Source organism: Streptomyces sp. NPDC043853, assembly GCF_056436025.1.
The window spans coordinates 685,521-709,908 of sequence record NZ_JBWKDJ010000002.1 but is presented as its reverse complement, the minus strand read 5'-3'; the positions used below and the strand labels follow the sequence as shown (position 1 = coordinate 709,908).

Here is a 24,388-nt window from a genome sequence, read left to right as displayed (position 1 = left end):
GCGATCGCACGGGGCCACCTGGGCTCACCCCCGTCCGATCTTCGGATGCTTCGCGTCCGATATTCGGACGGTCGGATGACCGGCCGTGATCACCGCCGTACGCTGGCGCAGAACGCGAGGTGACGCGACGACAGGGGGACCGGTGGACGAACGAACCGACCACGGCATACGGGAACTGGCCGCCACGGGCCGGGGGGTACTGGTCACCGGGGCCTCCCGGGGCATCGGGCGTGCCATCGCCACGGCCTTCGCCGAGCAGGGCGACCGGGTGGCGGTTCACTGCACGGTCCCCCGGGCGGACGCCGAGCGGACCCTCGCGGACCTGCCGGGTGAGGGGCACGTCCTCGTCAGCGGAGACCTCGGCGACCCGGCCCGCGTGGAAGCCCTCGCGGCCGAGGCCGAGGAGGCGCTCGGCGGCATCGACGTCCTCGTGAACAACGCCGCCGTGATGTTCGCGCACCCGCTGCCCACGACCTCGTACGCCGACTGGCAGGAGGCCTGGCGGCAGACGGCCGCCGTGAACCTCTTCGCCCCGGCCAACCTCACCCACTGCGTCGCCCGCCGTATGATCGCCGGCCGGCGGGAGGGCCGCGTGGTCAACATAGGCTCGCGCGGGGCGTTCCGCGGCGAGCCCGACCACCCCGCCTACGGCGCCACCAAGGCCGCCCTGCACGCACTCGGCCAGTCGCTCGCCGTCTCGCTGGCCCCGCACGGCATCGCGGTGGCCTCCGTGGCGCCCGGCTTCGTGGCCACCGAGCGGGTCGCCGGGCGGCTCGAAGGGGAGGAGGGCGAGCGGATCCGGGCACAGAGCCCCTTCGGCCGGGTCGGCACCCCGCAGGAGGTCGCCGCCGCCGTGCTGCACCTGGCCTCGCCCGCCGCGCGCTGGAGCTCGGGCACCGTGCTCGACGTCAACGGCGCCTCGTACCTGCGCACCTGACGACGAAGCCCCCCGCCGAGGGCGGGGGGCCTTGCGCCGGCCGCGGGGCCGGGGTCACGACCGGCGGCCGGTCAGGACTTCGGGCTGCGCCGCTCCCGTACGAAGGCCACCGCCAGCACGACCACCGTCGCCCCGGTCGACCACAGCAACTGCGGCCGCGCCGCATCGTCGAACAGCATCAGCACCAGCACCGCCGCCATCGCCGCCAGCGCCGCCCAGGTCAGGTACGGGAACGCCCACATCCGCAGGATCAGCCGCTCCGGCATGTCCCGCTCGATCCGCCGCCGCAGCCGCAGCTGCGAGACCGCGATCAGCGCCCACACGAACAGCAGCACCGCACCGACCGCGTTGAGCATGTAGAGGAACACCGTGTCCGGCCACAGCAGGTTCAGCACCACGGACACGAAGCCGAACGCCACCGAGGCGAAGACGGCCCGCCGCGGCACCCCGCCCGGCGACACGGCCAGCAGCGCCTTCGGCGCCTCGCCGCGCTCGGCCAGCGAGAAGACCATCCGGGAGGACCCGTACAGGTTGGCGTTGAGCGCCGACAGCAGCGCCACGAACACCACGATGTTCATGATCTGGCCGGCCGCCGGGATGCCGATCGCGTCGAGCACGGCCACGTACGGGCTTTCGCCCGGCGTCATCTCGTCCCACGGCAGCAGCGTGACGATCACCAGCATCGAGCCGATGTAGAAGAGCAGGATCCGCCAGACCGCGCTGCGCACCGCCCGCGACACCGAGCGCGCCGGGTCCTCGGACTCGGCGGCGGCGATGGTGACGACCTCCAGGCCGCCGAAGGCGAACACCACGGCCAGGACCCCGGAGATCACCCCGGACCAGCCGTTGGGGAGGAACCCGCCCTGGCCGGTCAGGTTGGCCAGCCCCACCGGTTCGGTGTCGGGCAGCAGGCCGAAGATCGCCAGCGTGGAGAGGATCAGGAACAGGACGATCGCGCCCACCTTCAGGGCGGCGAACCAGAACTCGAACTCGCCGAAGTTCCGCACGGCGGCGAGGTTGGCGAGGGTGAACACCACCATGAAGATCAGCACCCAGGCCCACTGCGCGATCCCCGGCACCCAGCCGTGGGCGATGGTCGCCGCGCCGGTCGCCTCCACGGCGAGGACCACGACCAGCAGGAACCAGTACAGCCAGCCCACCGAGAAGCCGGCCCAGCGGCCCAGCGCCCGTTCCGCGTGCACCGAGAAGGATCCCGACGCGGGCAGCGCGGCGGACATCTCCCCGAGCATCCGCATCACCAGCATCGCGAGCGCACCTGCGAAGAGATATGAGAGGACGATGCCGGGACCGGCGAGCGAGATGCCCGCGCCGGACCCGACGAAGAGTCCGGCGCCGATGACGCCGCCCAGACCGAGCATGGTCAGGTGGCGCTGCTTGAGGCCGTGGCCGAGGGGTTCCTCGGTGACTTCCGGCAGGGATGCTTGTGACATCCCGACAGTGTCCCCGAGTGCTCGGCGGCGACGCAAAACGGACTCGCCACAACCAAAGCCCTGCGTGATTCGCATCACTCCGGACGTTCCGCTCCGGCCTTCGGGGGCCAGGCTTTGTGCACTCCCCACGAAGAGCATGCCTGTGGCTTTGTGTCGGAACGCGCTGTGACCGCCTCGCCGCCGCGCGTAGCGTCGGGCTGTCCGTCCGCCCCTCACCTTCCGCGGAGCCCCTCATGAGCACTGCTTCCGTCGCCACCCGCCCGGGCCTGGTCCTGGCCGACCTGCTGCCCGCGAGCCGCGTCCGGGACGTCGCCCTGGTCGTCGGCGGTGCCGCGCTGACCGGTCTCGCCGCGCAGATATCGGTCCCCGTGCCCGGCTCCCCGGTCCCGGTCACCGGACAGACCTTCGCCGCCCTGCTGGTGGGCAGTGCCCTCGGCGCCCGCCTCGGCTTCCTCTCGCTGGCCCTGTACGCCGCCGCGGGCGCGGCCGGCCTGCCGTGGTTCGCCGGCGGCACCTCGGGCGCCTTCGGCGCCTCCTTCGGCTACGTGCTCGGGATGCTGCTGGCCGCCACCCTGGTCGGCGCGCTCGCCCGGCGCGGCGCCGACCGCTCGGTGCCGCGTACCGCCGGCGCCATGGTCCTGGGCTCGGCGGTCATCTACGCGGTGGGCGTCCCGTACCTGATGGCCGCCACCGGGATGTCCCCGGGCGCGGCCGTCGCGGCCGGCCTGACCCCGTTCCTGCTCGGCGACGCGCTCAAGGCCGTCCTGGCCATGGGCGCCCTGCCGGCGGCGTGGAAGCTGGCCGGCCGCCGCGGCTGACCGCCGAGCCCGGCCCGTGAACGCCGGGGTCCCGTGAACGCCGGAGCCCGGCCCGCCTGAAGGAGGCGGGCCGGGCTCCGGCGTCTGTCGTACGTGCGGCTGCGGGAGGGGATCAGCCCTGCAGCGCGGCGCGCTTGCGGCGGGCGTCCAGCACCACGCCGATGGCCACGACGGCACCGGCGACGACGGTGGACAGGGTGACCACCTCGCGGTTGGCGTCGTCCACGAACATGTAGCCGATGACGAACAGGATCAGCGCGGCGGTCGCGTAGGTCAGCCACGGGAAGAGCCACATCTTCACGGTCAGCTTCTCCGGCGCCTCGGCCATGAGGATCTTGCGCATGCGCAGCTGGGTCAGGCAGATGACCAGCCAGACGAAGAGCGCGATCGCACCGGAGGAGTTCAGCAGGAAGCTGAAGACGGTGTCCGGGTTGGTGTAGTTGAAGATCACGGCGACGAAGCCGAAGACCGTGGAGCCCAGGATGGCCACCGTCGGCACGCCCCGCTTGTTGACCTTGGCGAACGCCTTGGGGGCGTCACCGCGCTCACCCAGCGAGAACGCCATGCGGGAGGCGGTGTACAGGCCCGAGTTCAGGCAGGACAGCACGGCGGTCAGGACGATCACGTTCATGATCTGGCCGGCGGCCGGGATGCCGATGGAGTCGAGGGCGGCGACGTACGAGCCCTTGTCCACGATCGACTTGTCGTTCCAGGGCAGCAGGGTCAGGACGACGAAGATCGAGCCCAGGTAGAAGACGCCGATGCGCCAGATGACCGAGTTGGTGGCCTTGGTGACGGCGCGGCGCGGGTCCTCGGACTCGCCGGCGGCCAGGGTGACGATCTCGCTGCCCATGAAGGAGAAGACGACCATCAGCACACCGGTGAGGACGGAGCCCCAGCCGTTCGGCATGAAGCCGCCGGTGTCGGTGAGGTGCGCGAAGCCCGCACCCGGGTTGTCCGAGCCCGGCAGGACGCCGAACACGGCCAGCAGGCCGATGCCGACGAAGGCGGCGATGGCGACGACCTTGATGCCGGCGAACCAGAACTCGAACTCGCCGTACGAGGCGACCGAGCCGAGGTTGGTGACGGTCAGGACGGCCATCACGATCAGGGCCCAGGCCCACTGCGGGACGGCGGGGACCCAGCCTTCGAGGATCACGGCGCCGGCGGTGGCCTCGACGGCCAGGACGACGACCCAGAAGAACCAGTACAGCCAGCCGATGGAGAAGCCGGCCCAGCGGCCCAGGGCACGGTCGGCGTAGGCCGAGAAGGAGCCGGAGTTCGGGCTGGCGGCAGCCATCTCGCCCAGCATCCGCATGACGAAGACCACCATCGCGCCGACCAGCGCGTAGGAGATCAGGATGGCGGGGCCGGTCTTGGCGATGCCGCCACCGGAGCCGACGAAGAGGCCCGCACCGATCACGCCGCCGATGGCGATCATGGACAGGTGGCGGTTCTTGAGACCGGCCTTCAGACCTTCGGAAGACTGCGGGGCGCCGGGGTCACCGGACGCGCCGCCTGCCTTCTGAAGGGTCGTCGTGGAGCTCATGGACGAATCCTTTGGTTCTCGGGTTGCGAGCCCCGGCATTCAAACCCGGAATGAACAAAAGACGGAAGACCCGAATCCGGATCGTTGCCGTAGGACGAACGTCCCAGACCTTGGTCCCGGAACCGGCATCCGTGTCTGAACTGGGCACTTTGGTATTACTTGAGCTTCCGGAGTGTCCTACGCCACACTCGCGCCACAACCTGCGTGATCATCGCGAAACGCCCCTCGTGATCTTCGACTCGGGTACCGGCCGGCACTCGAACCGCGCTCGACGCGGGCACCCCGGCCGCCCTTCCGGCAGCCCTCCCGTGACACACTCGTGGCCATGCGCGTCTACCTCGGATCCGACCACGCCGGCTTTGAGCTCAAGAACCACCTCGTGGACTGGCTCAAGAACAACGGCCACGAGCCCGTCGACTGCGGGCCGCACATCTACGACGCCGTCGACGACTACCCGCCGTTCTGCCTGCGCGCCGCGGAGAAGACCGCGGCCGACGCGGAGAGCCTCGGCATCGTGATCGGCGGCTCCGGCAACGGCGAGCAGATCGCCGCGAACAAGGTCAAGGGCGTCCGCGCCATCCTCGCCTGGAGCGTGGAGACCGCCAAGCTCGGCCGTGAGCACAACAACGCCAACGTGATCTCCGTCGGCGGCCGGATGCACACCGAGGAGGAGGCCACCTCCTTCATCGAGGCCTTCCTCGCCACCCCGTACTCCGGTGAGGAGCGGCACACCCGCCGCATCGACATGCTCTCCGCGTACGAGACCACCGGCGAGCTGCCCCCGATCCCGGCCCACCACCCGCAGCAGGACTGACCGCACCCCGGGCCCCGTACGCGTGCGCCGCGTACGGGGCCCGCAGCACGTACAGGAGCAGTGCCGTGCCCGAGGGGCATACGATCCACCGACTCGCCCAGGACCACACCGAACGGTTCGCCGACCGGACCGTCCGGGTGAGCAGCCCCCAGGGCCGGTTCGCCGAGAGCGCGGCACTCCTCGACGGCCGTGAGCTGGCCTCGGCCGAGGCCCACGGCAAGCACCTCTTCCTCCAGCTGGACGAGGACTGGATCCACATCCACCTCGGGCTGTTCGGCAAGTACGCCTTCGGGGCCGTCCCCGCCCCGCCCGCCACCGCCACCGTCCGGCTGCGGCTGGCGAACGAGGAGCACTACGCCGACCTGCGCGGGCCCACCGCCTGCGAGCTGATCACGGACGGCGAGAAGAAGGCGATACACGACCGGCTCGGCCCCGACCCGCTACGGGCCGAAGACGACCCCGACCGCGCCTGGAAGCGGATCTCCCGCTCCCGCACCACCATCGCCGCCCTCCTCATGGACCAGAAGATCGTCGCGGGCGTCGGCAACGTCTACCGCGCCGAGGTCCTCTTCCGGCACGGCATCGACCCGTACCGGCTCGGCAAGGACATCGGCCGCACCGAGTGGGACGCGATGTGGCTCGATCTGGTGGACCTGATGCGCGAGGGCGTCCGCAACAACCGCATCGACACCGTCCGGCCCGAGCACACCCCCGAGGCCATGGGCCGGCCGCCCCGCGTGGACGACCACGGCGGCGAGGTCTACGTCTACCGCCGGGCCGCGATGCCCTGCCACATCTGCGGCGGCGAGATCCGCACCGCGGACCTCGCCGCCCGCAACCTCTTCTGGTGCCCGGGGTGCCAGACCCGGTAGGGGGCCGGCGGGCCGGGAGAGCCTCGGCCGGCGGGCCGGGGGAGCCTCCCCCTCCTAGAACATGTGCGGCAGCCACGGGGCCACCTCGCCGGCGAAGGCCCGGGACGCCTCCGCCAGCGCGCCCGGCCGCAGCTCGGTGACCCGGCCCGCACCCGCGAGCGCCGTCAGCGCGACCCCGCCCAGATAGGCCGCCCCCAGCTCGCGGACCGACAGCGCGACCCCGGCCGCGTCCTGCGTACGCACACAGCTCGCCCCCCTCGCGTCACCCACCAGCCGCCAGCGCCCCGCGTTCCACGGGCAGAACGCGTCCTCCACCTCGAACACCACGTCCACCGCTGACCCGTACGTCCGCGACTCCAGTGCCCGCGGCAGGTCCACCAGCCGCACGTACATCTGGTCCCGCGTCCGCGGCTGCGAGCGCCGTACGTCCGTCACCAGGTGCAGCAGCGGATCGTCCACCGGCCGCCGGCCCGCGCTCACCCGCCAGGTCAGGTCGATCTCGAACAGGTACCGCCACAGCGCCGCGTACGCCTGCGGATCCAGCCCCTCCAGCTCCGAGACCAGCACCACCCCGTCCGAACCTGTGTGGTCCCACTCCGGCTTCACCCGGTAGCGGGCGTACCCCACCACCGCGCCGTCCGAGGCCCGCTCCGCCAGCACGCACTTCAGCGGCGAGGCCCCGTCCCGGCCCGACTCCGGGTCGAGCAGGCCCAGCCGCTCCCAGCCCGGCTGCCGGGCCGGCATCCCCGGACGCCGCGGCACCGTCTCGGCGTACACCTTCTCGCAGGCGGCCAGCGACCGCTCCGGATCGGCCAGCCGCAGCCGGATCCCCTCCGTGCCCGGCGGCACCGTCAGCCGCACCCGGCTGGTGTCGATGTCCAGGGAGATCCCCCAGGTCGCCACCCCGTAGCCGAACCGGCCGTAGATCGCCGGGTCCGAAGCCGTCAGCACGGCGAGCGGCTCACCACCCGCACGGACATCGTCCAACTGCCGCCGCATCATGGACGTCAGCACACCCCGGCGGCGGTGCGTGGGCGCCACCCCCACCATCGTCACCCCGGCCGCCGGCACCAGCCCGCCACCCGGCACGGACACCCGGAAGGAGAACGCCGAGGCCGTGCCCACACAGTCCGCGCCGTCCCACACGCCGAGCGAACGCTCCGTCTCCGTCAGGGACTTGTAGAACGACCGCTCCTCCGGAGATTCCGGCACCCCGCCGAAGGCCAGTTCCAGCAGGTCGTACCAGGTGTCCCACTCCTCGGGCCGCAGGACCCGCGTCTCATACCCCATAAAGCAATGCCTATCAGGACGTTCCGCCTGAGGCCACAGGATTTCGGACGGCCCGCCCTGCCGCTGCGGGGGTACTGCTGCGCGCAGACGGTCACGATGGATAGGGTCCCGAAGCAATGGCCCGAGCACGTGGAGAGACCGCGACGGCCCGGATGCGGAAAACCTCCCACCGGGCCCGCACCGCCCTGCGCAAATCCGCCGTCGACTACTTCCGCGGCGACGCGTCGGACTGGCTCGCCTTCGCCGGCCTGCTGCTCACCGTGCCCGCCATCACCTTCGGCACCCTGATGCTGCCCGTCTGGTTCTCGCCCTCCGCGCTCGTCCTGCCGATCGTCGCGGGCGGCCTGCTGCTGCGCCCCGCCAGCCTGCTCGCCCTGTACGCCGCCTCCGCCGCCGCCCTGATCGTCGAGGCGCTCGTTCTCGGCCCCTACACCCAGGGGCCCGCCCGGGTCACCCCCGGCACGGTGCTGGTGGTGGCCGCCTGCGGACTCTTCGGTCTGGTCATCGCCCAGTTCCGCAGCCGCGTCGGAGTGCCCTGGCGGCGCGGCGGCACCATGCTGTTCGACCTGCGCGAACGCATCCGGGTACAGAGCAAGCTCCCGGCCCTGCCACCCGGCTGGCACCGCGAGATGGCCCTCCGCCCGGCAGGCGGACAGTCCTTCTCCGGCGACTTCGTGGTCGCCGCCCGGACCGGTCCCGGCGGGCGCACCCTGGAGGTCGTCCTCACCGACGTCTCCGGGAAGGGCATGGACGCCGGATCCCGCGCCCTGCTGCTCTCCGGCGCCTTCGGCGGCCTGCTCGGCTCCCTGCCCCCGCAGGACTTCCTGCCCGCCGCCAACGGCTACCTGCTGCGACAGGACTGGGACGAGGGCTTCGCCACCTCCGTCCACCTGGTCCTGGACCTGCACACCGGGGACTACGAACTCCTCTCCGCCGGCCATCTGCCCGCCCTCCAGCTGTCCGCGGGCACCGGCCGCTGGCAGGAGAAGTCCGGCTCCGGCCCACTGCTGGGCGTCTACGACGGCGCCGAGTTCGAGCCCGTCCGGGGCAACGTGCGCCCCGGCGACGTGCTGATGCTGTTCACCGACGGCCTGGTCGAGACCGCCGACCGGGAGATCAGCGAGGGCATCGACCGCCTCACCGGCGAGGCCGACCGCTATGTCGCGGCCGGCTGGGAGGGCGCCGCCTGGCACCTGATCGAGCAGGTCGCCAAGGACGTCAACGACGACCGTGCGCTGCTGCTGATCCGGCGCTCGGCGTAGGGCCGTCCGTCCGCGCGGCTGCGTGCGGGCCGCACCGGCCCGGGGATTCCCCGGGATTCCCCGGGATTCCCCATCACCACCCTGGGGGTGGGGATTCCCCCACCCTTGATCCACCGGGTTCCGTCATGGTTCCGCCCCCTCCGGCATCCGTACGTTCGTCGTACTGCCGGACCGGCAGCGGTCGGGGAGCAGACGGACACGGAGAGCGGGGAAGCCATGGGGCTGCGGAGGAACGCACGACGGCGCGGCGTGGACCAGCCGGAGGCACGGGCCGCGGCGCCGGCGTACGACACCACGGCGGCGGTCGAGCTGCGGGGCGTCCGGCGGGAGTACGGCCGGGGCCAGGCCACCGTGCACGCCCTCCGGGGGATCGACCTGACCCTGCCGCGCGGGACCTTCACCGCCGTGATGGGGCCTTCGGGCTCCGGCAAGTCCACCTTCCTGCAGTGCGCCGCCGGGCTGGACCGCCCGACGGCGGGCTCGGTCCGCCTCGGCGGCACCGAGATCACCGGCATGAACGAGAACCAGCTCACCGAACTCCGCCGGTCCCGCCTCGGCTTCGTCTTCCAGGCGTTCAACCTGCTGCCCTCGCTCACCGTCGAGCAGAACGTGCTGCTGCCGATGCGGCTGGCCGGCGGCCGCCAGGACCACGGCCGGGCAGCGGCCCTGCTCGAACAGGTCGGCCTGGGCGGCAAGGGCCGCCGCAGGCCCGCCGAACTCTCCGGCGGCCAGCAGCAGCGGGTGGCCATCGCCCGGGCCCTGGTCACCGAGCCGGACGTGGTCTTCGCCGACGAGCCCACGGGTGCCCTGGACACCACCACCGCGTCGGAGGTGCTCGCCCTGCTGCGCGGCGCGGTGGACGCGCTCGGCGCCACGGTGGTCATGGTCACCCACGACCCGGCCGCCGCCGCCCACGCCGACCAGGTCCTGTTCCTGGCCGACGGCCTCATCGCGGACCGGATGCCGCGCAGCCCGGCGGCGGCGGTGGCCGACCGGATGTCGGGTCTGACGTCGCCGGCCTCGCGGACCGGCCGCACCGCCGGTCCGGCTGGCTCCGCCCGTGCCGTGCGCACCGAACACGCGGGGGCGACGGCGTGACCCTCCGGCCGTGCCGAGCGAACGGGTTGGCCCGGGCCGCCGTACGGTTCCGGCCCGCTGCCTTCGTCGGCACCTTCGTGGCCCTGCTGATGGCCGTCGCCATCGTCTCCGCCTGCGGCATCCTCCTGGAGACCGGCGCCCGAGCGAGCCTCCCGCCCACCCGGTACGCCGGTGCGCCCGTGGTCGTCGCCGCCGATCAGCAGATCCACCTCGAGGTGGGCAGCGGTGAGGACACCGACACCAGCTCCCAGGCGGTCCCGGACCGGGCCAGGGTGGACACCGCCCTGCTCGGCCGGCTCTCCGCCGTCGGCCGGGCCGTGCCGGACGTCGTCTTCCCCGTACGCGGTGCGGCCGGGGAGCAGCAGGCGGCGGGGTGGGGGTCCGCCGAGTTCACCGGAGCCGCCCTGAGGACGGGGCGGGCGCCGGGGCGGGGGGAGGTGGTCCTGGGGACGGGCGCGGGCTCCGCCGTGGGTGTGAGCCCTGCCGCGGGTGCCGTCACCTTCGACACCCCGGCAGGGCGGCGCGAGTTCCGGGTGGTCGGGCAGGCCGACCGGGCCGGAGTCTGGTTCGCCGACGCCGAGGCCGCCGATCTATCCGGGCACCCGAAGGCCCTCGACGCCATCGTCCTTCTCCCGCGCCCCGGAGCGGGTTCCGAGGGTCTTGCCGACGGGGCCCGTGACGCGCTCGCCGGTACCGGCGCCCGTGTCCTCACCGGTGGCGACCGGGTCCTCGACGGGCGTCTGGCAGCGGCCGAGGAGGTCCTCATGGGCATCGGCGGCTCGTTCGGCGGGGTTGCCGCCATGGTGGCCGTGTTCACCGCCGCCGGCACCGTCGCGCTCGGCGTCGGCCAGCGCTCCCGGGAGTTCGCGCTGCTGCGCGCGGTCGGGGCCACCCCGCGCCAGATCCGCCGTACGGTCGCCACCGAGGCGCTGCTGGTCGCGCCCGCGGCGGGGCTGCTCGGCTGCCTGCCCGGTGTCGCCCTTGCCCACTGGTGGTTCGGCCGGTTGCAGGAGAAGGGGGCCGTGCCCCGGGAGGTGGAGCTCGCCGTCGGCTGGATCCCGCTGACCGTCGCCGTCGGTGTGGGGCTGCTGACCGCCCTGGTGGCCGGCCGTGCCGCCGCACGTCGGCCCGCCCGTATCCGTCCCGGCGAGGCGCTCGCCGCGGCAGCCGTGGAACGTCTCCGGCCCGGGTGGATCCGTACGCCGCTCGGACTCGCCGCGCTCGCGGGCGGCATGGCCTGCTCCGGGCTGGCGGCCTCCACGACCGGCGAGGACTCGGCGAACGCCGCCCTCGGCGTGGTCATGCTGTTCATGCTCTCCGTGGCCCTGCTCGGGCCGCTGATCGCGCGGCTGTTCGCGGCGCTGTTCGGGCTCCCGCTGCGCGCGGCCGGACCGGCCGGGGAGCTGGCCGCCGCCAATTCCCGCGCCAACGCCCGCCGGCTGGCCTCCGCCATCACGCCCATCGTGCTGGCCATGGCCTTCTCGTCCACGCTGGTCTTCCTGCACACGAGCGAGGACCGGGCGACCCGGGACCAGCAGCGGGCCGGGCTGCTCGCCGACCATGTGGTCACCGGTCTCACCGGTCCTGCCGGCCCGTACGGTGCGGCGCCGGGGCCGGGGCCGGGGGGTGCCGAGGCGGTCGTCCCGGTCACCCGTACCGGACTGCTGGTCCAGGTCGGCTCCGGGCTCGAACGCCGGCACGACCCCGTCCCCGCCCAGGCGTTCGCCGGCCCGCCGTCCGCCCTCGCACGCGTTCAGGACCTCGACGTACGACAGGGCTCCCTGGAAGCGGTCCGGCCGGGCACGGTCGCCGTCGACCGCACCCTCGCCGACGCAGCCGGGGTGGGGCCGGGCGACCGACTGCCGATCCGCCTGCCGGACGGCACCGCGGCCACGCCGACCGTCGCCGCGGTCTACTCCCGGGGTCTCGGCTTCGGCCGGATCACCCTGCCCGTCGACGACCTCCGTGGCCACGCCACCTCGCTGTTCCCGACCGAACTGCTGGTCAAGGGCGGTCCCGCTCCGGACCCGTCCTCGGGGCGGGTCACGGACCGGACCGGCTGGGCCACGGCGCAGAGTACGGAGCGGGAGCTGAACGCCTGGGCCAACACCACCATGGCGGCCGTCCTCGGCGGCTTCGCCGCGATCGCCGCCGCGAACACACTGGTGATGACCATCCTCGACCGGCGCCGCGAACTCGCGGTGCTCCGCCTGGTGGGTTCCACCCGTCGTCAAGTCCTCCGGATGATCCGGTGGGAGGCACTCCTGGTCACCGCCGCCGGCATCACCCTCGGTACGGCCATCGCCCTGGCGACACTGCACCCGCTGACCCGCGCCGTCACCGGCAGCGGCCCGTACGTCCCGCCCGCCCTGTACGCCTCGTTGGCGGCGGCAGTCCTGGCCCTGGGCTTCGCGGCGACGGCCGTACCGGCCAGGCGGGTGCTGGGGAGGGCATGAAGGGGAGGGCTGACATCCCCGGTCGGCCCACGGGGGCCGGGGCGTTCCGCCGGAGGATCAACGGGCCTGCTCCTTCCAGGGACCCAGACCCAGCTTCCCGGTGTTGCCGAGGTCGACCGGACGGGTGAGGGTCAGGGTCTGGCGCGGTGCGCCGGGGCGTGGCTGTACGTCGAGGTGCCGGGCCTCCGTGGCCGGGACGGTCGATTCGGTGACCAGGTTCCGCCACAGGAGGCCGAACGAGGCCGACTGGCCGGGCTGGAGGACCACCTCGCGCGGGGGGTCGTCCAGGCCGGTGCCCGTGGAGATTCCGTTCGAGCCGTGTCCTGCCTGTACTTCCACCGGGGTCTTCTGTGCGTCGAGCAGGCGGATGTCCGGGTAGCCGTTCAGTTCGTAGGGGACGGTCCCGCAGTTGAACAGTTCGATGTCCTCCACCCGGAGGCCCATCGCGGCATTGCCGGTGCCCTCGCGGAGCAGGACGCCGTCCGGCGGGCAGGGGCCGGGGGCCGCCGGCCCCTGCCCGCCCGGTGCGCCCGTCGGCGCCGGCGGGCCCAGGTCCATGGGTACGGACGCGCCCGGCGCCGGAACCCCCGCCGTCGGGCCGGCGGCCCGGTCCGGTGGGGGCGCCGTTTCGCAGCCGGTGGCTGCCGCCAACACGAGCGCGCATCCGGCCAGGCCGCCGCTCGTGCTCCTTCGTATACCCCGCATCCGCCCCTGTACGTTCATCCCCCGACCCTAGGCGGAGTCGTGCTCCCGCAGGCAGACCCGGGCCCATGCGCCGGGCGGGCCACTTGTGGCGCATTGGCCCGGGGCCGGGGTCGGGGGGCGCGTCTAGCGTGGGCGTATGGACCACCGCCTCGCCGCAGATCTCCGCCGGTTGCCCGAACTGCTCGGGCTGACCCTTCGGTACGCCACCGACACGCTCGACGGCCTCGACGCCCGGCCCGTCGTGCCACCGGCCGCTGTGGACGGGGTCACCCCCGGCGGCCCGCTGGGGGAGGAGGGCGGCGGCCTGGAGCAGGCCCTCGCCGAGTTCGGCGAGCGGTGGGCGCCCCGGCTGTCGGCCTCCGCGGGACCCCGCTACCTCGGGTTCGTCACCGGCGGGGCCACCCCCGCGGCGCTGGCCGGCGACTGGCTGACCGGGGTCCACGACCAGAACTCCAACTCGGCCCTGGACGGAGCCGGGCAGGAACTCGAACGCGAGACGGTCGGCCTGCTCCGTGATCTGTTCGGGCTCGGGCCGGAGCACAGCGGGACCTTCGTCAGTGGCGCCACCATGTCCAACACCACCGGGCTGGCCATCGCCCGGGAATGGCTCGGCGAGCGGCTCGGAGTCTCCCCGGCCGAGGACGGCGCAGCGGCCCTGGGGCCCGTACGGGTCCTCTCCGGGGCCCCGCACTCCTCCATCGCCAAGGCCTTGTCCGTGCTCGGGCTCGGGCGGAACTCGCTGGTGAAGGTGCCCACCCTGCCGGGGCGGGAAGCCGTCGACCCGGTGGCGCTGGCCCGGGCCCTGGCCGACACGCCCGGGCCGGCCGTGGTCGTCGCCAACGCCGGAACCGTCAACACCGTGGACTTCGACGACCTCACCGCCGTCGCCGCCCTCAAGCGCGACCACGACTTCTGGCTGCACACCGATGCCGCGTTCGGGGCGTTCGCCGGGCTCTCCCCGGAGCACGCCCACCTCGTCGAGGGGCTCGGGCTTGCCGACAGCCTGTGCGTGGACCTCCACAAATGGCTCAACGTGCCCTACGACAGCGCCGTGCAGTTCACCCGCCGGCAGGACCTCCAGGCCAGGGTGTTCGCCAACTCCGCCGCCTACCTGGGGCCGCTCGGGCCCGACCCGGACCTGGTGCACCTCACCCCGGAGAACTCCCGCCGGCTGCGCGCCCTCGCCGCCTGGTTCACCCTCCGGGCGTACGGGCGCCGGGGCCACCGGGAGATCGTCGAGCGGGACGTCGCCTCCGCCCGGGCACTGGGGGCCGAACTCGCGGCGGACCCCGCGTTCCGGCTGCTCGCGCCCGTCCGGCTGAACGTCGTCTGCTTCACCCTCGCCGACACCCCCAGCCCGGAGCGCCTCAGGGCGCTCCGGGAGGCCGCGAACGGCGAGGTGTTCGTCACGCCCACCGTGTTCGAGGGAACCGCCGCACTGCGCGCCGCGTTCTCCAACTGGCGTACGACGCAATCGGATGTGCGCCGGGCCGCGCTGGCCCTCCGTACGGCGGCGAAGGGAATCGGATGACCACGGACGGCATGCTCACGCTCGCGGAGGTGGAGGCCCTGGCCCGCACGGCGCACGAAGGGCAGACCGACAAGGCGGGCCGACCGTACGCCGAACACCTCGCGGCCGTCGCCGAGGGCGTCCGCGCACGCGGCGGCAGCGCCGAACAGCAGGCCGCCGCCTGGCTGCACGACTCCATCGAGGACGAGGCCCTGTCCCTCACCTGGCTGGATTCCGCCGCCCTGCCGCCCTCCGTGAAGGCAATGGTCCTGGCGGTCACCAAGCGCCCCGGCGAGCCGTCGGGGGACTACGCCGCACGCATCCTGCGGACCCCCGGAGCGCTGCTGGTCAAGGAGGCCGACCTGGCGCACAACGCCGACCCGGCCCGCCTGGCGGCCCTGGACGAGCCGACCCGTGAGCGGCTCACCGCCAAGTACGCGCACATGCGCGCGCTGCTTTCCCTCTGAAACCACCACAGTTGGCAGAAACGACCCCCCAGGAGGGGGATATCCAGGGCCTGTTGGTGGCACGATGGACCATGTGGGGGTGCGCGCAGCGCGGCCGTGCCCCTGGCAGACCAGGGGACGACCGAAGGTGTGATCAGTAGTGGCCATTTCGCTGTCAGTAGTGGTGCTGTTGGCGGTCATCATGGTGGTGCTGATCCGCGGCAACAACCTCAAGCCGGGCCCCGCCATCGTCGCGGTCCTCTTCGGCTTCTTCCTCGCCTCCAGCTCCATCGCCCCGGACGTGAACCGCTTCCTGACCTCGCTCGCGGACACCATCGCCGGCATCAAGATCTAAAGGGTGTCCGCGGACTGCCTGTCGCAGCTGGCGAACAGGCTCAACAGGCTCAGCGCGAACCTTCCCTGACCTCCGGGCTGTCGCGCCGAGTGCGCCACCCCCACACCACGTGTCCCAGGAGCGCCACGGCGGCGAGGACGGCGAGCACGCGAATCGTGCTCCAGGTGGATTCGGCGGCCGGCCCCGCAGTGGCCGCTTCCACGCCCAGACGCGAAGAGGTCTCGAAAAAAGCGATCAGCGGAACGAGCAAACGGAACGGAAGGCCGGCGATGCCGGGGATTCGTGCCAGGTTTCCGAGGAGCCCCAGCGGGGCGCCGAAGAGGAAGGCGAGCGTTCCCCAGACCGCGATCTTCGACCATTCGCCGCCGCTCGGCCCGACGGCGACGTCCATTCCGATCGGTGCAACCGGACTCAAGGCCTTGAGCAGGTAGTACACGACCACACCGATCGCCAATGCCGAAGAGGCGAGCAAAGCCGCCTCCGCTTTCGACTGGCGGAGGTAGCCGACCAGAAAGCCGAAACACGCCCACGACCATCCCGCGGAGAACACGAGACTCACTGCGTGGAAAATCGGGCCGTCGTATTTGCCTGCGAGTGCGCCGAGCACGCCAATCGCCGCACCTGCCCCGAGGATGACCAGCACGGGCGCGATGCGGGTACGCGGGAGAATCATTTTACGTTTCCTCATCCTGCGGAAAGCAGCTGAAGGGGATGTGGCGAGCGCCCCGGGTTCCCGTGCTGATGATCGCGCAGGAACCCGGGGCGCCGAGTGCAGGGCAACGGGGATTTAGTACTTGGCGTAGTAGGTGTAGCAGGCGTAGGCGTGGCCCGCCGTGTGGTTGGCGTTGGACGTCTGCCCGGCTTCCACGACGTCCTTGATGATGTAACCGGCGATGTTCACGGTGGAACCGTGCTTCACGCTGGGGTGGTAGTAGTTCGAGTAGCAGTACTTGTGAGCGCCCCGGGCCTGCCAGCCATAGCTCCACGTTCCGCCGCCGACCTGGGTGATGGTCGCCGGGCTCATGCTGATGCCGTTCTTCGGCGAGTCGGGCAGCGCGAGCTTCACCATCCCCCATTCCTTGGGGTCGCCCAGCTGCGCGGGTGCCTTGGTGCCGTCTCCGCGCTTGTGCACGGAGAAGGTGCTGCTCTTCGCCGGGCCAATGGTGGCTTCGGCGGCGGTGGCCGGCGTGGTCAAGGCGCCGGAAATCAGGGCTGCGGTCGAAACAGCGAAAATCGCCGTCCTGCCGAACTTCTTCATGGAAAATCCCCCTTGTCTGGCCGCCCCCGTGGTGGCCAGAAGAAGATCATGTTCTTTGGGGAGGGATTTGGCAAGTTGATTGAATGGACAATTAATTCTCGATGGGGCCGGCGGGTCTCGCGGGACGGGCGTGCGTCCGGATCCGGTAAGAGGGAGTGAGGGGAATGAATTGCATGGTGATGCTTGGTGGGGCCCGTATGCGGCCGGGTGCATCGCGTCCGGGCGCACCGCGTCCGGGCCGGGGGATCCGCCCCGCTCCGCCGGCGGCCCCCGCCCCGTCAGCCGGGGCCGGTACAAGGGAGTTGACGACCGCGGGCCGCGGCACCGCTCGCGCGGCGGGCCGCCGACGCCCTCGGCGGCCCCGGGGAACGACTGAGGGCCAGGCGGAGGAAATGTCCTCTGACCTGGCCCTTAGTGCTTCAGAGCGGGCGACGGGAATCGAACCCGCGTAGCTAGTTTGGAAGACTAGGGCTCTACCATTGAGCTACGCCCGCGTAAGGTGCGCCATGGTCGGTGACCCCGGCACGGACAGCATCCTAGCGGGTCCGGTCGGCGGATCGCACATCACTTTCCCGCCGGTGGTCCGCCCGATGGCTTCTCCGTTGACTCATACGTCCGTTCCGCGCCGGAAAACCCTGCGCATGGGACCGTCCACGGGCATGTACCCTACGTTCGCACCGACGGGGTGTGGCGCAGCTTGGTAGCGCGTCCGCTTTGGGAGCGGAAGGTCGTCGGTTCGAATCCGGCCACCCCGACCACCACCTGCACCACCATCCGCGAAGATCGCGTCGATGATCGCGTTGTGGGCTGCTTCCCGGCTGCGGTTACTATGCAAGCTGCGTGCCCGTGTGTCTGATGTGCCGGGCCCGATCCGCCGGACCGCTGAATACGCAGCGTCGGCAGAACCCCAGAAGTCAGCCACAAGGAGACCTAACCGTGAAGAGCGCCGTGGAGACCCTGAACCCGACTCGGGTTCGGCTCACTGTCGAGGTGCCCTTCGAGGAGCTCAAGGACAGCCTCGACGCGGCGTACAAGAAGATCAACCAGCAGGTCACGGTCAAGGGCTTCCGCAAGGGCAAGATCCCGGCCCGGGTCATCGACCAGCGCTTCGGCCGCGGTGCGGTGCTGGAGGAGGCCGTCAACGACGCCCTCCCGAAGTTCTACACCGAGGCCGTCAACGAGGCCGACCTGAACCCGCTGGGTCAGCCCGATGTCGACATCACCGAGCTGAAGGACGGCGAGGTCCTCGCGTTCACGGCCGAGGTCGACGTCCGCCCCGAGATCGAGATCCCGGACTTCTCCGGCATCGAGGTCGAGGTCGACGCCGTCGAGGTCACCGACGAGGACGTCGAGAAGTCGGTGGAGCAGCTGCGCAACCGCTTCGCCTCCACCAACACCGTCGAGCGCGCCGCCGAGGAGGGTGACGTCGTCACCATCGACCTCGAGGCCAAGGTCGACGGCGAGGTCCTCGAGGACGGCGTCGCCAGCGACGTCTCCTACACCATCGGCTCGGGCGAGCTGCTCGACGGCATCGACGAGGCCGTCAAGGGCCTCGAGGCCGGCGGCGAGGCCACCTTCACCTCGCAGCTGAAGGGCGGCTCCGCCGAGGGCAAGGACGCCGAGGTCACCGTCAAGGTCACCAAGGTCGCCGCCAAGGAGCTCCCGGCCCTGGACGACGAGTTCGCGCAGCTGGCGAGCGAGTTCGACACCCTGGAGGAGCTGAAGGCGGACAGCCGCAAGCGCCTCGAGAACATGAAGCAGTACGACCAGGCCACCCAGGCCCAGGAGCGCGTGCTGGAGAAGTTCATCGAGCTCGCGGAGATCCCGGTCCCCGAGAAGCTGCTCGAGGACGAGGTCAACACCCGCAAGCACAACCTGGAGCACCACCAGCTCGGCCAGATGGGCCTGACCCTCGAGAAGTACCTGGAGTTCCAGGGCAAGACGGTCGAGGAGTTCGAGGCCGAGACCAAGGAAGCCGCGATCAAGGGCATCAAGACCCAGTTCCTGCTGGACGCCCTGGTCAACAAGGAGAAGCTGAACGTCAACCAGGACGAGCTCACCGAGCACCTGGTCCGCCGTGCGGCCTCCTCCGGCATGTCCCCCGACCAGTTCGCCCAGGCGGTCGTCGAGGGTGGCCAGGTCCCGATGCTGGTCGGCGAGGTCGCCCGCGGCAAGGCGCTCGCGCTGGTCGTCGAGGGCTCCAAGGTCGTCGACACCAACGGTGAGGTCGTCGACCTGTCCGACGAGGACGAGGAGCAGGTCGTCGAGACGGTCGAGGCGGCCGTCGAGGGCGACACCGAGGCCAAGGCCGACGAGAGCGAGTGATCGCCTCTGAGGGCCGCCTCCGGGCGCTGCTCTGAGCTGTACCGGAAGGGCCCGGACGCGCACGCGTCCGGGCCCTTCCGCGCCCCCGCGGCGGGGTGCGCGGACCTTGCGCTCCGAGCGAACAGTTCGGGAAGCGGGATGGTGTTGTCCGACCTGCGCGTTAGGGTCCATGACTATGAGGGCACTGCCCTCGGAACGAGACGCTGAGACGGCACGTGAAGCCGTCGGAGACGAGCAGGTGGATACGTGACGAATCTGATGCCTTACGTTGCGGGCGAGCCGTCGATCGGTGGCGGCCTCGGCGACCATGTCTACAACCGGCTGCTCGGCGAGCGGATCATCTTCCTCGGCCAGCAGGTCGACGACGAGATCGCCAACAAGATCACGGCGCAGCTCCTCCTCCTGGCAGCCGACCCGGAGAAGGACGTCTACCTCTACATCAACAGCCCCGGCGGCTCCGTGACCGCCGGCATGGCGATCTACGACACCATGCAGTACATCCCGAACGACGTCGTCACCATCGGCATGGGCATGGCGGCCTCGATGGGCCAGTTCCTGCTCACGGGCGGTACGGCGGGCAAGCGCTTCGCGCTCCCGAACACCGACATCCTGATGCACCAGGGCTCCGCCGGCATCGGCGGCACCGCCTCGGACATCAAGATCCAGGCGCAGTACCTGCTCCGTACGAAGCAGCGGATGGCCGAGATCACGGCGCACCACTCCGGTCAGACCGTGGAGGCGATCATCCGCGACGGCGACCGCGACCGCTGGTTCACGGCGGAGGAGGCCAAGGAGTACGGCCTCATCGACGAGATCATCTCGGCCGCGTCCCTCGTCCCGGGCGGCGGCGGCACCGGGGCCTGACGGCCGCCCGGTACCCGGACAGCAGCCCGCCCCAGCCCGCAGAACGCACCAGGATGGTGAACCCCCAGATGCAGAACAATTTCTCCGCGAGCGGCCTCTACACCGGGGCCCAGGTGGACAACCGCTACGTCGTCCCCCGCTTCGTCGAGCGCACCTCGCAGGGCGTGCGCGAGTACGACCCGTACGCGAAGCTCTTCGAGGAGCGCGTGATCTTCCTCGGCGTGCAGATCGACGACGCCTCCGCCAACGACGTCATGGCCCAGCTGCTGTGCCTGGAGTCGATGGACCCGGACCGCGACATCTCCATCTACATCAACAGCCCCGGTGGCTCCTTCACCGCGCTGACGGCCATCTACGACACGATGCAGTTCGTGAAGCCGGACATCCAGACGGTCTGCATGGGCCAGGCGGCCTCCGCCGCCGCCGTCCTGCTGGCGGCCGGCACCCCCGGCAAGCGGATGGCCCTGCCGAACGCCCGCGTGCTGATCCACCAGCCGTCCGGCGGCACCGGCCGCGAGCAGCTCTCCGACCTGGAGATCGCGGCCAACGAGATCCTGCGCATGCGCGACCAGCTGGAGACCATGCTGGCCAAGCACTCCTCGACCCCGATCGAGAAGATCCGCGAGGACATCGAGCGCGACAAGATCCTCACCGCTGAGGACGCTCTGGCCTACGGCCTGATCGACCAGATCATCTCCACCCGGAAGATGAACGCGGCCTGATACTTGCACGGGGCCCCGAAGCGGGGCCCCGGCAAGGTACCGTCGGATATGAGGCACCAGGAGCGCTGAACCAAGCGTCTCCCAGGCGAAGGGGAAGCACCTCGTGGCACGCATCGGTGACGGCGGCGACCTGCTCAAGTGCTCGTTCTGCGGAAAGAGCCAGAAGCAGGTGAAGAAGCTCATCGCAGGACCCGGTGTGTACATCTGCGACGAGTGCATCGACCTCTGCAACGAGATCATCGAGGAGGAGCTCGCCGAGACGAGCGAGGTCCGCTGGGAGGAACTCCCCAAGCCTCGCGAGATCTACGAGTTCCTGGAGAGCTACGTCGTCGGCCAGGAGCCGGCCAAGAAGGCGCTCTCCGTCGCGGTGTACAACCACTACAAGCGGGTCCAGGCGGGCGAGAACGGCGGCGCGCAGGGCCGTGACGACGCCATCGAGCTGGCGAAGTCCAACATCCTGCTGCTGGGCCCGACCGGCTCCGGCAAGACGCTGCTCGCCCAGACGCTGGCCCGCATGCTCAACGTCCCGTTCGCGATCGCCGACGCGACCGCGCTGACGGAGGCCGGCTATGTCGGCGAGGACGTCGAGAACATCCTGCTCAAGCTGATCCAGGCGGCGGACTACGACGTCAAGAAGGCCGAGACCGGGATCATCTACATCGACGAGATCGACAAGGTCGCCCGGAAGAGCGAAAACCCGTCGATCACGCGCGACGTGTCGGGTGAAGGCGTCCAGCAGGCCCTGCTGAAGATCCTGGAGGGCACGACGGCCTCGGTCCCGCCGCAGGGCGGCCGCAAGCACCCGCACCAGGAGTTCATCCAGATCGACACGACGAACGTGCTGTTCATCGTGGGCGGTGCATTCGCGGGCCTGGAGAAGATCATCGAGGCCCGGGCGGGTGCCAAGGGCATCGGCTTCGGCGCGACGATCCGCTCCAAGCGGGAGATCGAGGCGAGCGACCAGTTCCAGGAGGTCATGCCGGAGGACCTGGTGAAGTTCGGGATGATCCCCGAGTTCATCGGCCGTCTGCCCGTCATCACCTCGGTGCACAACCTGGACCGCGAGGCCCTGCTCCAGATCCTCGTCGAGCCGCGCAACGCGCTGGTGAAGCAGTACCAGCGCCTGTTCGAACTCGACGGCGTGGAGCTGGACTTCGAGCGCGAGGCACTCGAAGCGATCGCGGACCAGGCCATCCTCCGCCAGACCGGCGCGCGCGGCCTGCGCGCCATCATGGAGGAGGTCCTGATGTCGGTGATGTACGAGGTCCCGTCCCGCAAGGACGTGGCCCGCGTGGTCATCACCGCCGACGTGGTCCGCTCCAACGTCAACCCGACGCTGGTCCCGCGGATCGTCCCGAAGGACCAGGGGCCGCACGAGAAGTCGGCGTAGCCGCAGCTGAACACCACGAAGGGGCGCCCCGGATCATCCGGGGCGCCCCTTCCTGTTGTCTATGAAGCTTCTGCGTCAACTGTGGCCACAAGTGGCTGGATGTGACCATTTGATTTGATCTCACCCGTCCCATCCTTGATCATTTACCGGTAGGTAACTTTGAGGGAAGGGGCGGGATGCCCGAGTACAAGCGCGTCATCGGCGTGGTGGCGGCGACGGTGATGGCGGCAGCGCTGCCGGTCCTGGCGGCTTCACCGGCGGCTGCCGATCAGGGTGACTGCCAGCTCTACCTGTTCGACCGGGGATACCGGATCGGCCCGAAGGTGGAGGCTGCCTGCAAGGCAGGTGTCCGTGAATGGACGAGGCCGCAGGCATTTGCTCAGTGCCTCATGGGTCTGATCAACATCGGGGTCAAGCGTGAGCACGCCGTCGTGGCGTGCCAGGAAGCTGCCTGATCCGGCTGTGGCCAGCCTGCACGGCAGGCGTGTCGGCTGGCCGCCGGGCGATTACTTCTTGACGCGCGCAGTGCTGTAGAGCTTCGCGGCGTACCCCGCCGTCTGGTCCATTGTGTAGCCGTTGCCGCCCCCGACCATCGCGGCGAAGTCCATCGCGAGGACCGTACCGCTGGTGCTGTAGTCGGCCCAGATGCACACAGCGACCGTGAACGGCTTCGTGAGCGGGCTCTCAGAGGACTTCTTGGGCGTCACCTTGATTTCCTGGCACTTCATGATGGCGCCCGAGAAGCCGGACGGGTTCATCACCTTCGGGCTGCCGATCAGTTCGCCCGAAGCGTCCTTGTCGCCGTCCTTGGTCATTTCCTGCTTGGCCTTGGCGAAAGACCCGTCGATCACCTTCTCCGGGTCAGCGATGTCGCCGTACACGCCTTCGAACGTGAGGAGCTTCGCCGCGAGCGGGTTGCTCTTGTCGCCGATCTGGTAGGACTGCGAGACGCCCTGGGGGTCCTTGATGCCGGCGGCCTCGGCCTCCTGCTTGTCCTTCGAGCTGAAGGTCTCGCCCTTGTCCTTGTCGTTCTTCTTGAACTCGTCCACCGACTCCGGCGCGACCAGCTTGTAGCCCTTGGTGTCGGCGGACACGTCGCTGTTGCTCGCGCCGTCGCCGCCCAGCAGCAGGTACGCGCCGCCGCCGATCGCCGCGACCGCGACGACCGCCGCGAGCACGATGATGCCCGTCTTCGACTTCTTCGGCGGCTGCTGGTAACCGCCCACCGGGGCGCCGCCGTACGGGGCGCCGCCCTGCGGGGGCACGCCCGGCTGCTGCGGGTAGCCGTAGGCCGGGGGCTGGCCCTGCGGGGGGACGCCCGGCTGCTGCGGGTAGCCGTAGCCCGGCGCGGGCTGGCCCGGCGGAGGCGGCGGGGCCGGCTGGCCGTACGGGTTCGGCTGCTGCGGCTGGCCGCCGTAAGGATTCGGCTGGCCGTACGGGCCGGGCTGGTTGTAGCTCATGTCGACGTCCCCCTAGAGGATTCTTATCTGCTCCACACATCCTGGCGGAAGCAGGTGACATCCAGGGCGCCGGGGTCCCAGGCGTTACCGAACCACTACGAGATCACCTCCATCGCGGTCCGCAGCGCCCGGGCCCGCTCGGCCAGTTCGGCGGTCGCCGGCGCCTTGTTCTCGATCGGGACGGTCACCGAGACCAGCGAACTGTGGTCGGCCCACATGCACATGGACAGCGTGGCGCCGCCGACGGCGAGCGGTCCGCAGCGCAGCGCGCCGCCCTCCGGCTCACCCGCGTCGTGCTCGGTGATCTGCCCCTCCGGCATCCCCATGTCGCGGAGGGCGGAGGTCAGGGCCTCGCCCGGGTCCTTGTCGGCGAAGGAGCCGTACGCGCCGCTGACCACCAGTTGCGCGGTGCCGCCCTGGTCGGCGTAGACCACGGCCACCCGCTCGACGCCCGGCTGCGCGGCACCCTGTCCCTGCTTGATCGCGTCCACGCGCGGCCCGGACTCCTGCAGCGTCAGCCCCTGGAAGGAGGCGGGCGGCACCAGCTTGTAGCGGCCGGCGTCCTCGGGCGCGTCGGAGCCGAGCAGCGCGCTCATCGCCATCCGGCCGCCGACCAGGGCGGCCACGCCCGCGAGCACCAGGATCGTGGTCCGCAGGGCGCGCTTCTTCTTCGAGGGGGCGGGAGCCACGGTGTAGCCGGGGTGGACCATCGGATCGGCCGTGGGCTGGGACGTCGGGACGGGCTGCGGGGAGATCTCGTTCATGCCCGCATCAGACGGCCCGGGCAGGACCAAGGTCAACGGGTG

23 protein-coding genes and 2 tRNA genes are annotated in these 24,388 nt (G+C 71.1%); 16 read left to right on the top strand and 9 right to left on the bottom strand.

The annotated features are described in order from the left end of the window. Window positions 1–142: 142 nt before the first annotated feature. Window positions 143–937, top strand: a complete 795-nt coding sequence (locus AC067U_RS08465; protein WP_478828855.1) for an SDR family NAD(P)-dependent oxidoreductase — start codon at window positions 143–145, stop codon at window positions 935–937. Window positions 938–1,008: 71 nt separating this feature from the next. On the opposite strand, the gene AC067U_RS08460 is transcribed toward AC067U_RS08465, so the two are convergent. Beyond that, window positions 1,009–2,388: an amino acid permease gene (locus tag AC067U_RS08460; RefSeq protein WP_478828854.1), complete on the bottom strand. Its 1,380-nt coding sequence runs from the start codon at window positions 2,386–2,388 to the stop codon at window positions 1,009–1,011. Between the two features lie 233 nt (window positions 2,389–2,621). On the opposite strand from AC067U_RS08460, the gene AC067U_RS08455 reads away from it, so the two are divergent. Beyond that, window positions 2,622–3,206 (top strand): biotin transporter BioY, encoded by a 585-nt coding sequence (locus AC067U_RS08455; protein ID WP_478828853.1) that lies wholly within the window; start codon window positions 2,622–2,624, stop codon window positions 3,204–3,206. A gap of 112 nt (window positions 3,207–3,318) precedes the next feature. Here AC067U_RS08455 and AC067U_RS08450 read toward each other — a convergent pair whose 3' ends face one another. Beyond that, a complete protein-coding gene (locus tag AC067U_RS08450; protein WP_478828852.1) occupies window positions 3,319–4,755 on the bottom strand; it encodes an amino acid permease in 1,437 nt (478 codons plus the stop codon). 325 nt (window positions 4,756–5,080) lie between these two features. Between AC067U_RS08450 and AC067U_RS08445 the strand changes: the two genes are divergently transcribed. Beyond that, complete coding sequence (locus AC067U_RS08445; RefSeq protein WP_478828851.1) at window positions 5,081–5,569, top strand: ribose-5-phosphate isomerase; 489 nt, start codon at window positions 5,081–5,083, stop codon at window positions 5,567–5,569. A 65-nt stretch (window positions 5,570–5,634) separates the two neighbouring features. Then, window positions 5,635–6,441, top strand: a complete 807-nt coding sequence (locus tag AC067U_RS08440; RefSeq protein WP_478828850.1) for an Fpg/Nei family DNA glycosylase — start codon at window positions 5,635–5,637, stop codon at window positions 6,439–6,441. A 54-nt stretch (window positions 6,442–6,495) separates the two neighbouring features. On the opposite strand, the gene AC067U_RS08435 is transcribed toward AC067U_RS08440, so the two are convergent. After that, a complete protein-coding gene (locus AC067U_RS08435; protein WP_478828849.1) occupies window positions 6,496–7,731 on the bottom strand; it encodes a GNAT family N-acetyltransferase in 1,236 nt (411 codons plus the stop codon). Window positions 7,732–7,847: 116 nt separating this feature from the next. Here AC067U_RS08435 and AC067U_RS08430 point away from each other — a divergent pair, with 116 nt between their 5' ends. From AC067U_RS08430 to AC067U_RS08420, 3 genes are all read left to right on the top strand, one after another. Continuing rightward, on the top strand, window positions 7,848–8,993 hold the full coding sequence (locus tag AC067U_RS08430) for a SpoIIE family protein phosphatase (protein WP_478828848.1): 1,146 nt from the start codon (window positions 7,848–7,850) through the stop codon (window positions 8,991–8,993). A 216-nt stretch (window positions 8,994–9,209) separates the two neighbouring features. Further along, window positions 9,210–10,091, top strand: coding sequence for an ABC transporter ATP-binding protein (locus AC067U_RS08425; RefSeq protein ID WP_478828847.1), 882 nt, complete (start codon window positions 9,210–9,212; stop codon window positions 10,089–10,091). Continuing rightward, window positions 10,088–12,547, top strand: coding sequence for an ABC transporter permease (locus tag AC067U_RS08420; RefSeq protein ID WP_478828846.1), 2,460 nt, complete (start codon window positions 10,088–10,090; stop codon window positions 12,545–12,547). The genes AC067U_RS08425 and AC067U_RS08420 overlap by 4 nt, the downstream gene beginning before the upstream one ends. Before the next feature lie 57 nt (window positions 12,548–12,604). Here AC067U_RS08420 and AC067U_RS08415 read toward each other — a convergent pair whose 3' ends face one another. After that, window positions 12,605–13,105, bottom strand: a complete 501-nt coding sequence (locus AC067U_RS08415) for a DUF4232 domain-containing protein (protein ID WP_478828845.1) — start codon at window positions 13,103–13,105, stop codon at window positions 12,605–12,607. Between the two features lie 283 nt (window positions 13,106–13,388). Here AC067U_RS08415 and AC067U_RS08410 point away from each other — a divergent pair, with 283 nt between their 5' ends. The 3 genes from AC067U_RS08410 to AC067U_RS08400 all read left to right on the top strand — a co-directional run bounded on the left by AC067U_RS08410 (window position 13,389) and on the right by AC067U_RS08400 (window position 15,563). After that, complete coding sequence (locus tag AC067U_RS08410) at window positions 13,389–14,783, top strand: pyridoxal phosphate-dependent decarboxylase family protein (protein WP_478828844.1); 1,395 nt, start codon at window positions 13,389–13,391, stop codon at window positions 14,781–14,783. Next, window positions 14,780–15,229, top strand: coding sequence for an HD domain-containing protein (locus tag AC067U_RS08405; RefSeq protein ID WP_478828843.1), 450 nt, complete (start codon window positions 14,780–14,782; stop codon window positions 15,227–15,229). The genes AC067U_RS08410 and AC067U_RS08405 overlap by 4 nt, the downstream gene beginning before the upstream one ends. Before the next feature lie 139 nt (window positions 15,230–15,368). Next, a complete protein-coding gene (locus tag AC067U_RS08400) occupies window positions 15,369–15,563 on the top strand; it encodes a hypothetical protein (RefSeq protein ID WP_478828842.1) in 195 nt (64 codons plus the stop codon). 49 nt (window positions 15,564–15,612) lie between these two features. On the opposite strand, the gene AC067U_RS08395 is transcribed toward AC067U_RS08400, so the two are convergent. From AC067U_RS08395 to AC067U_RS08385, 3 genes are all read right to left on the bottom strand, one after another. Continuing rightward, on the bottom strand, window positions 15,613–16,236 hold the full coding sequence (locus AC067U_RS08395) for a hypothetical protein (protein WP_478828841.1): 624 nt from the start codon (window positions 16,234–16,236) through the stop codon (window positions 15,613–15,615). 114 nt (window positions 16,237–16,350) lie between these two features. Then, a complete protein-coding gene (locus AC067U_RS08390) occupies window positions 16,351–16,821 on the bottom strand; it encodes a lactococcin 972 family bacteriocin (protein ID WP_478828840.1) in 471 nt (156 codons plus the stop codon). A 423-nt stretch (window positions 16,822–17,244) separates the two neighbouring features. Continuing rightward, window positions 17,245–17,315, bottom strand: a tRNA-Gly gene (locus tag AC067U_RS08385). Window positions 17,316–17,502: 187 nt separating this feature from the next. Here AC067U_RS08385 and AC067U_RS08380 point away from each other — a divergent pair. From AC067U_RS08380 to AC067U_RS08355, 6 genes are all read left to right on the top strand, one after another. Continuing rightward, window positions 17,503–17,579 (top strand) — tRNA-Pro (locus tag AC067U_RS08380). A 178-nt stretch (window positions 17,580–17,757) separates the two neighbouring features. Continuing rightward, on the top strand, window positions 17,758–19,146 hold the full coding sequence (gene tig, locus AC067U_RS08375) for a trigger factor (protein ID WP_478828839.1): 1,389 nt from the start codon (window positions 17,758–17,760) through the stop codon (window positions 19,144–19,146). 246 nt (window positions 19,147–19,392) lie between these two features. Next, window positions 19,393–20,010, top strand: a complete 618-nt coding sequence (locus AC067U_RS08370; protein ID WP_478828838.1) for an ATP-dependent Clp protease proteolytic subunit — start codon at window positions 19,393–19,395, stop codon at window positions 20,008–20,010. 53 nt (window positions 20,011–20,063) lie between these two features. After that, complete coding sequence (locus tag AC067U_RS08365; RefSeq protein ID WP_478828837.1) at window positions 20,064–20,732, top strand: ATP-dependent Clp protease proteolytic subunit; 669 nt, start codon at window positions 20,064–20,066, stop codon at window positions 20,730–20,732. 103 nt (window positions 20,733–20,835) lie between these two features. Then, a complete protein-coding gene (gene clpX / locus AC067U_RS08360; RefSeq protein WP_030201461.1) occupies window positions 20,836–22,122 on the top strand; it encodes an ATP-dependent Clp protease ATP-binding subunit ClpX in 1,287 nt (428 codons plus the stop codon). A 176-nt stretch (window positions 22,123–22,298) separates the two neighbouring features. Continuing rightward, window positions 22,299–22,577, top strand: a complete 279-nt coding sequence (locus AC067U_RS08355; RefSeq protein WP_478828836.1) for a hypothetical protein — start codon at window positions 22,299–22,301, stop codon at window positions 22,575–22,577. A gap of 51 nt (window positions 22,578–22,628) precedes the next feature. On the opposite strand, the gene AC067U_RS08350 is transcribed toward AC067U_RS08355, so the two are convergent. Together AC067U_RS08350 and AC067U_RS08345 are read right to left on the bottom strand one after the other, a co-directional pair. After that, entirely contained in the window at window positions 22,629–23,582 is a 954-nt protein-coding gene (locus AC067U_RS08350; protein ID WP_478828835.1) for a hypothetical protein, read from the bottom strand. A gap of 95 nt (window positions 23,583–23,677) precedes the next feature. Continuing rightward, the gene (locus AC067U_RS08345; protein ID WP_478828834.1) at window positions 23,678–24,346 is read right to left on the bottom strand and encodes a hypothetical protein; all 669 of its coding nucleotides are present in this window, start codon (window positions 24,344–24,346) and stop codon (window positions 23,678–23,680) included. Window positions 24,347–24,388 lie beyond the last annotated feature (42 nt).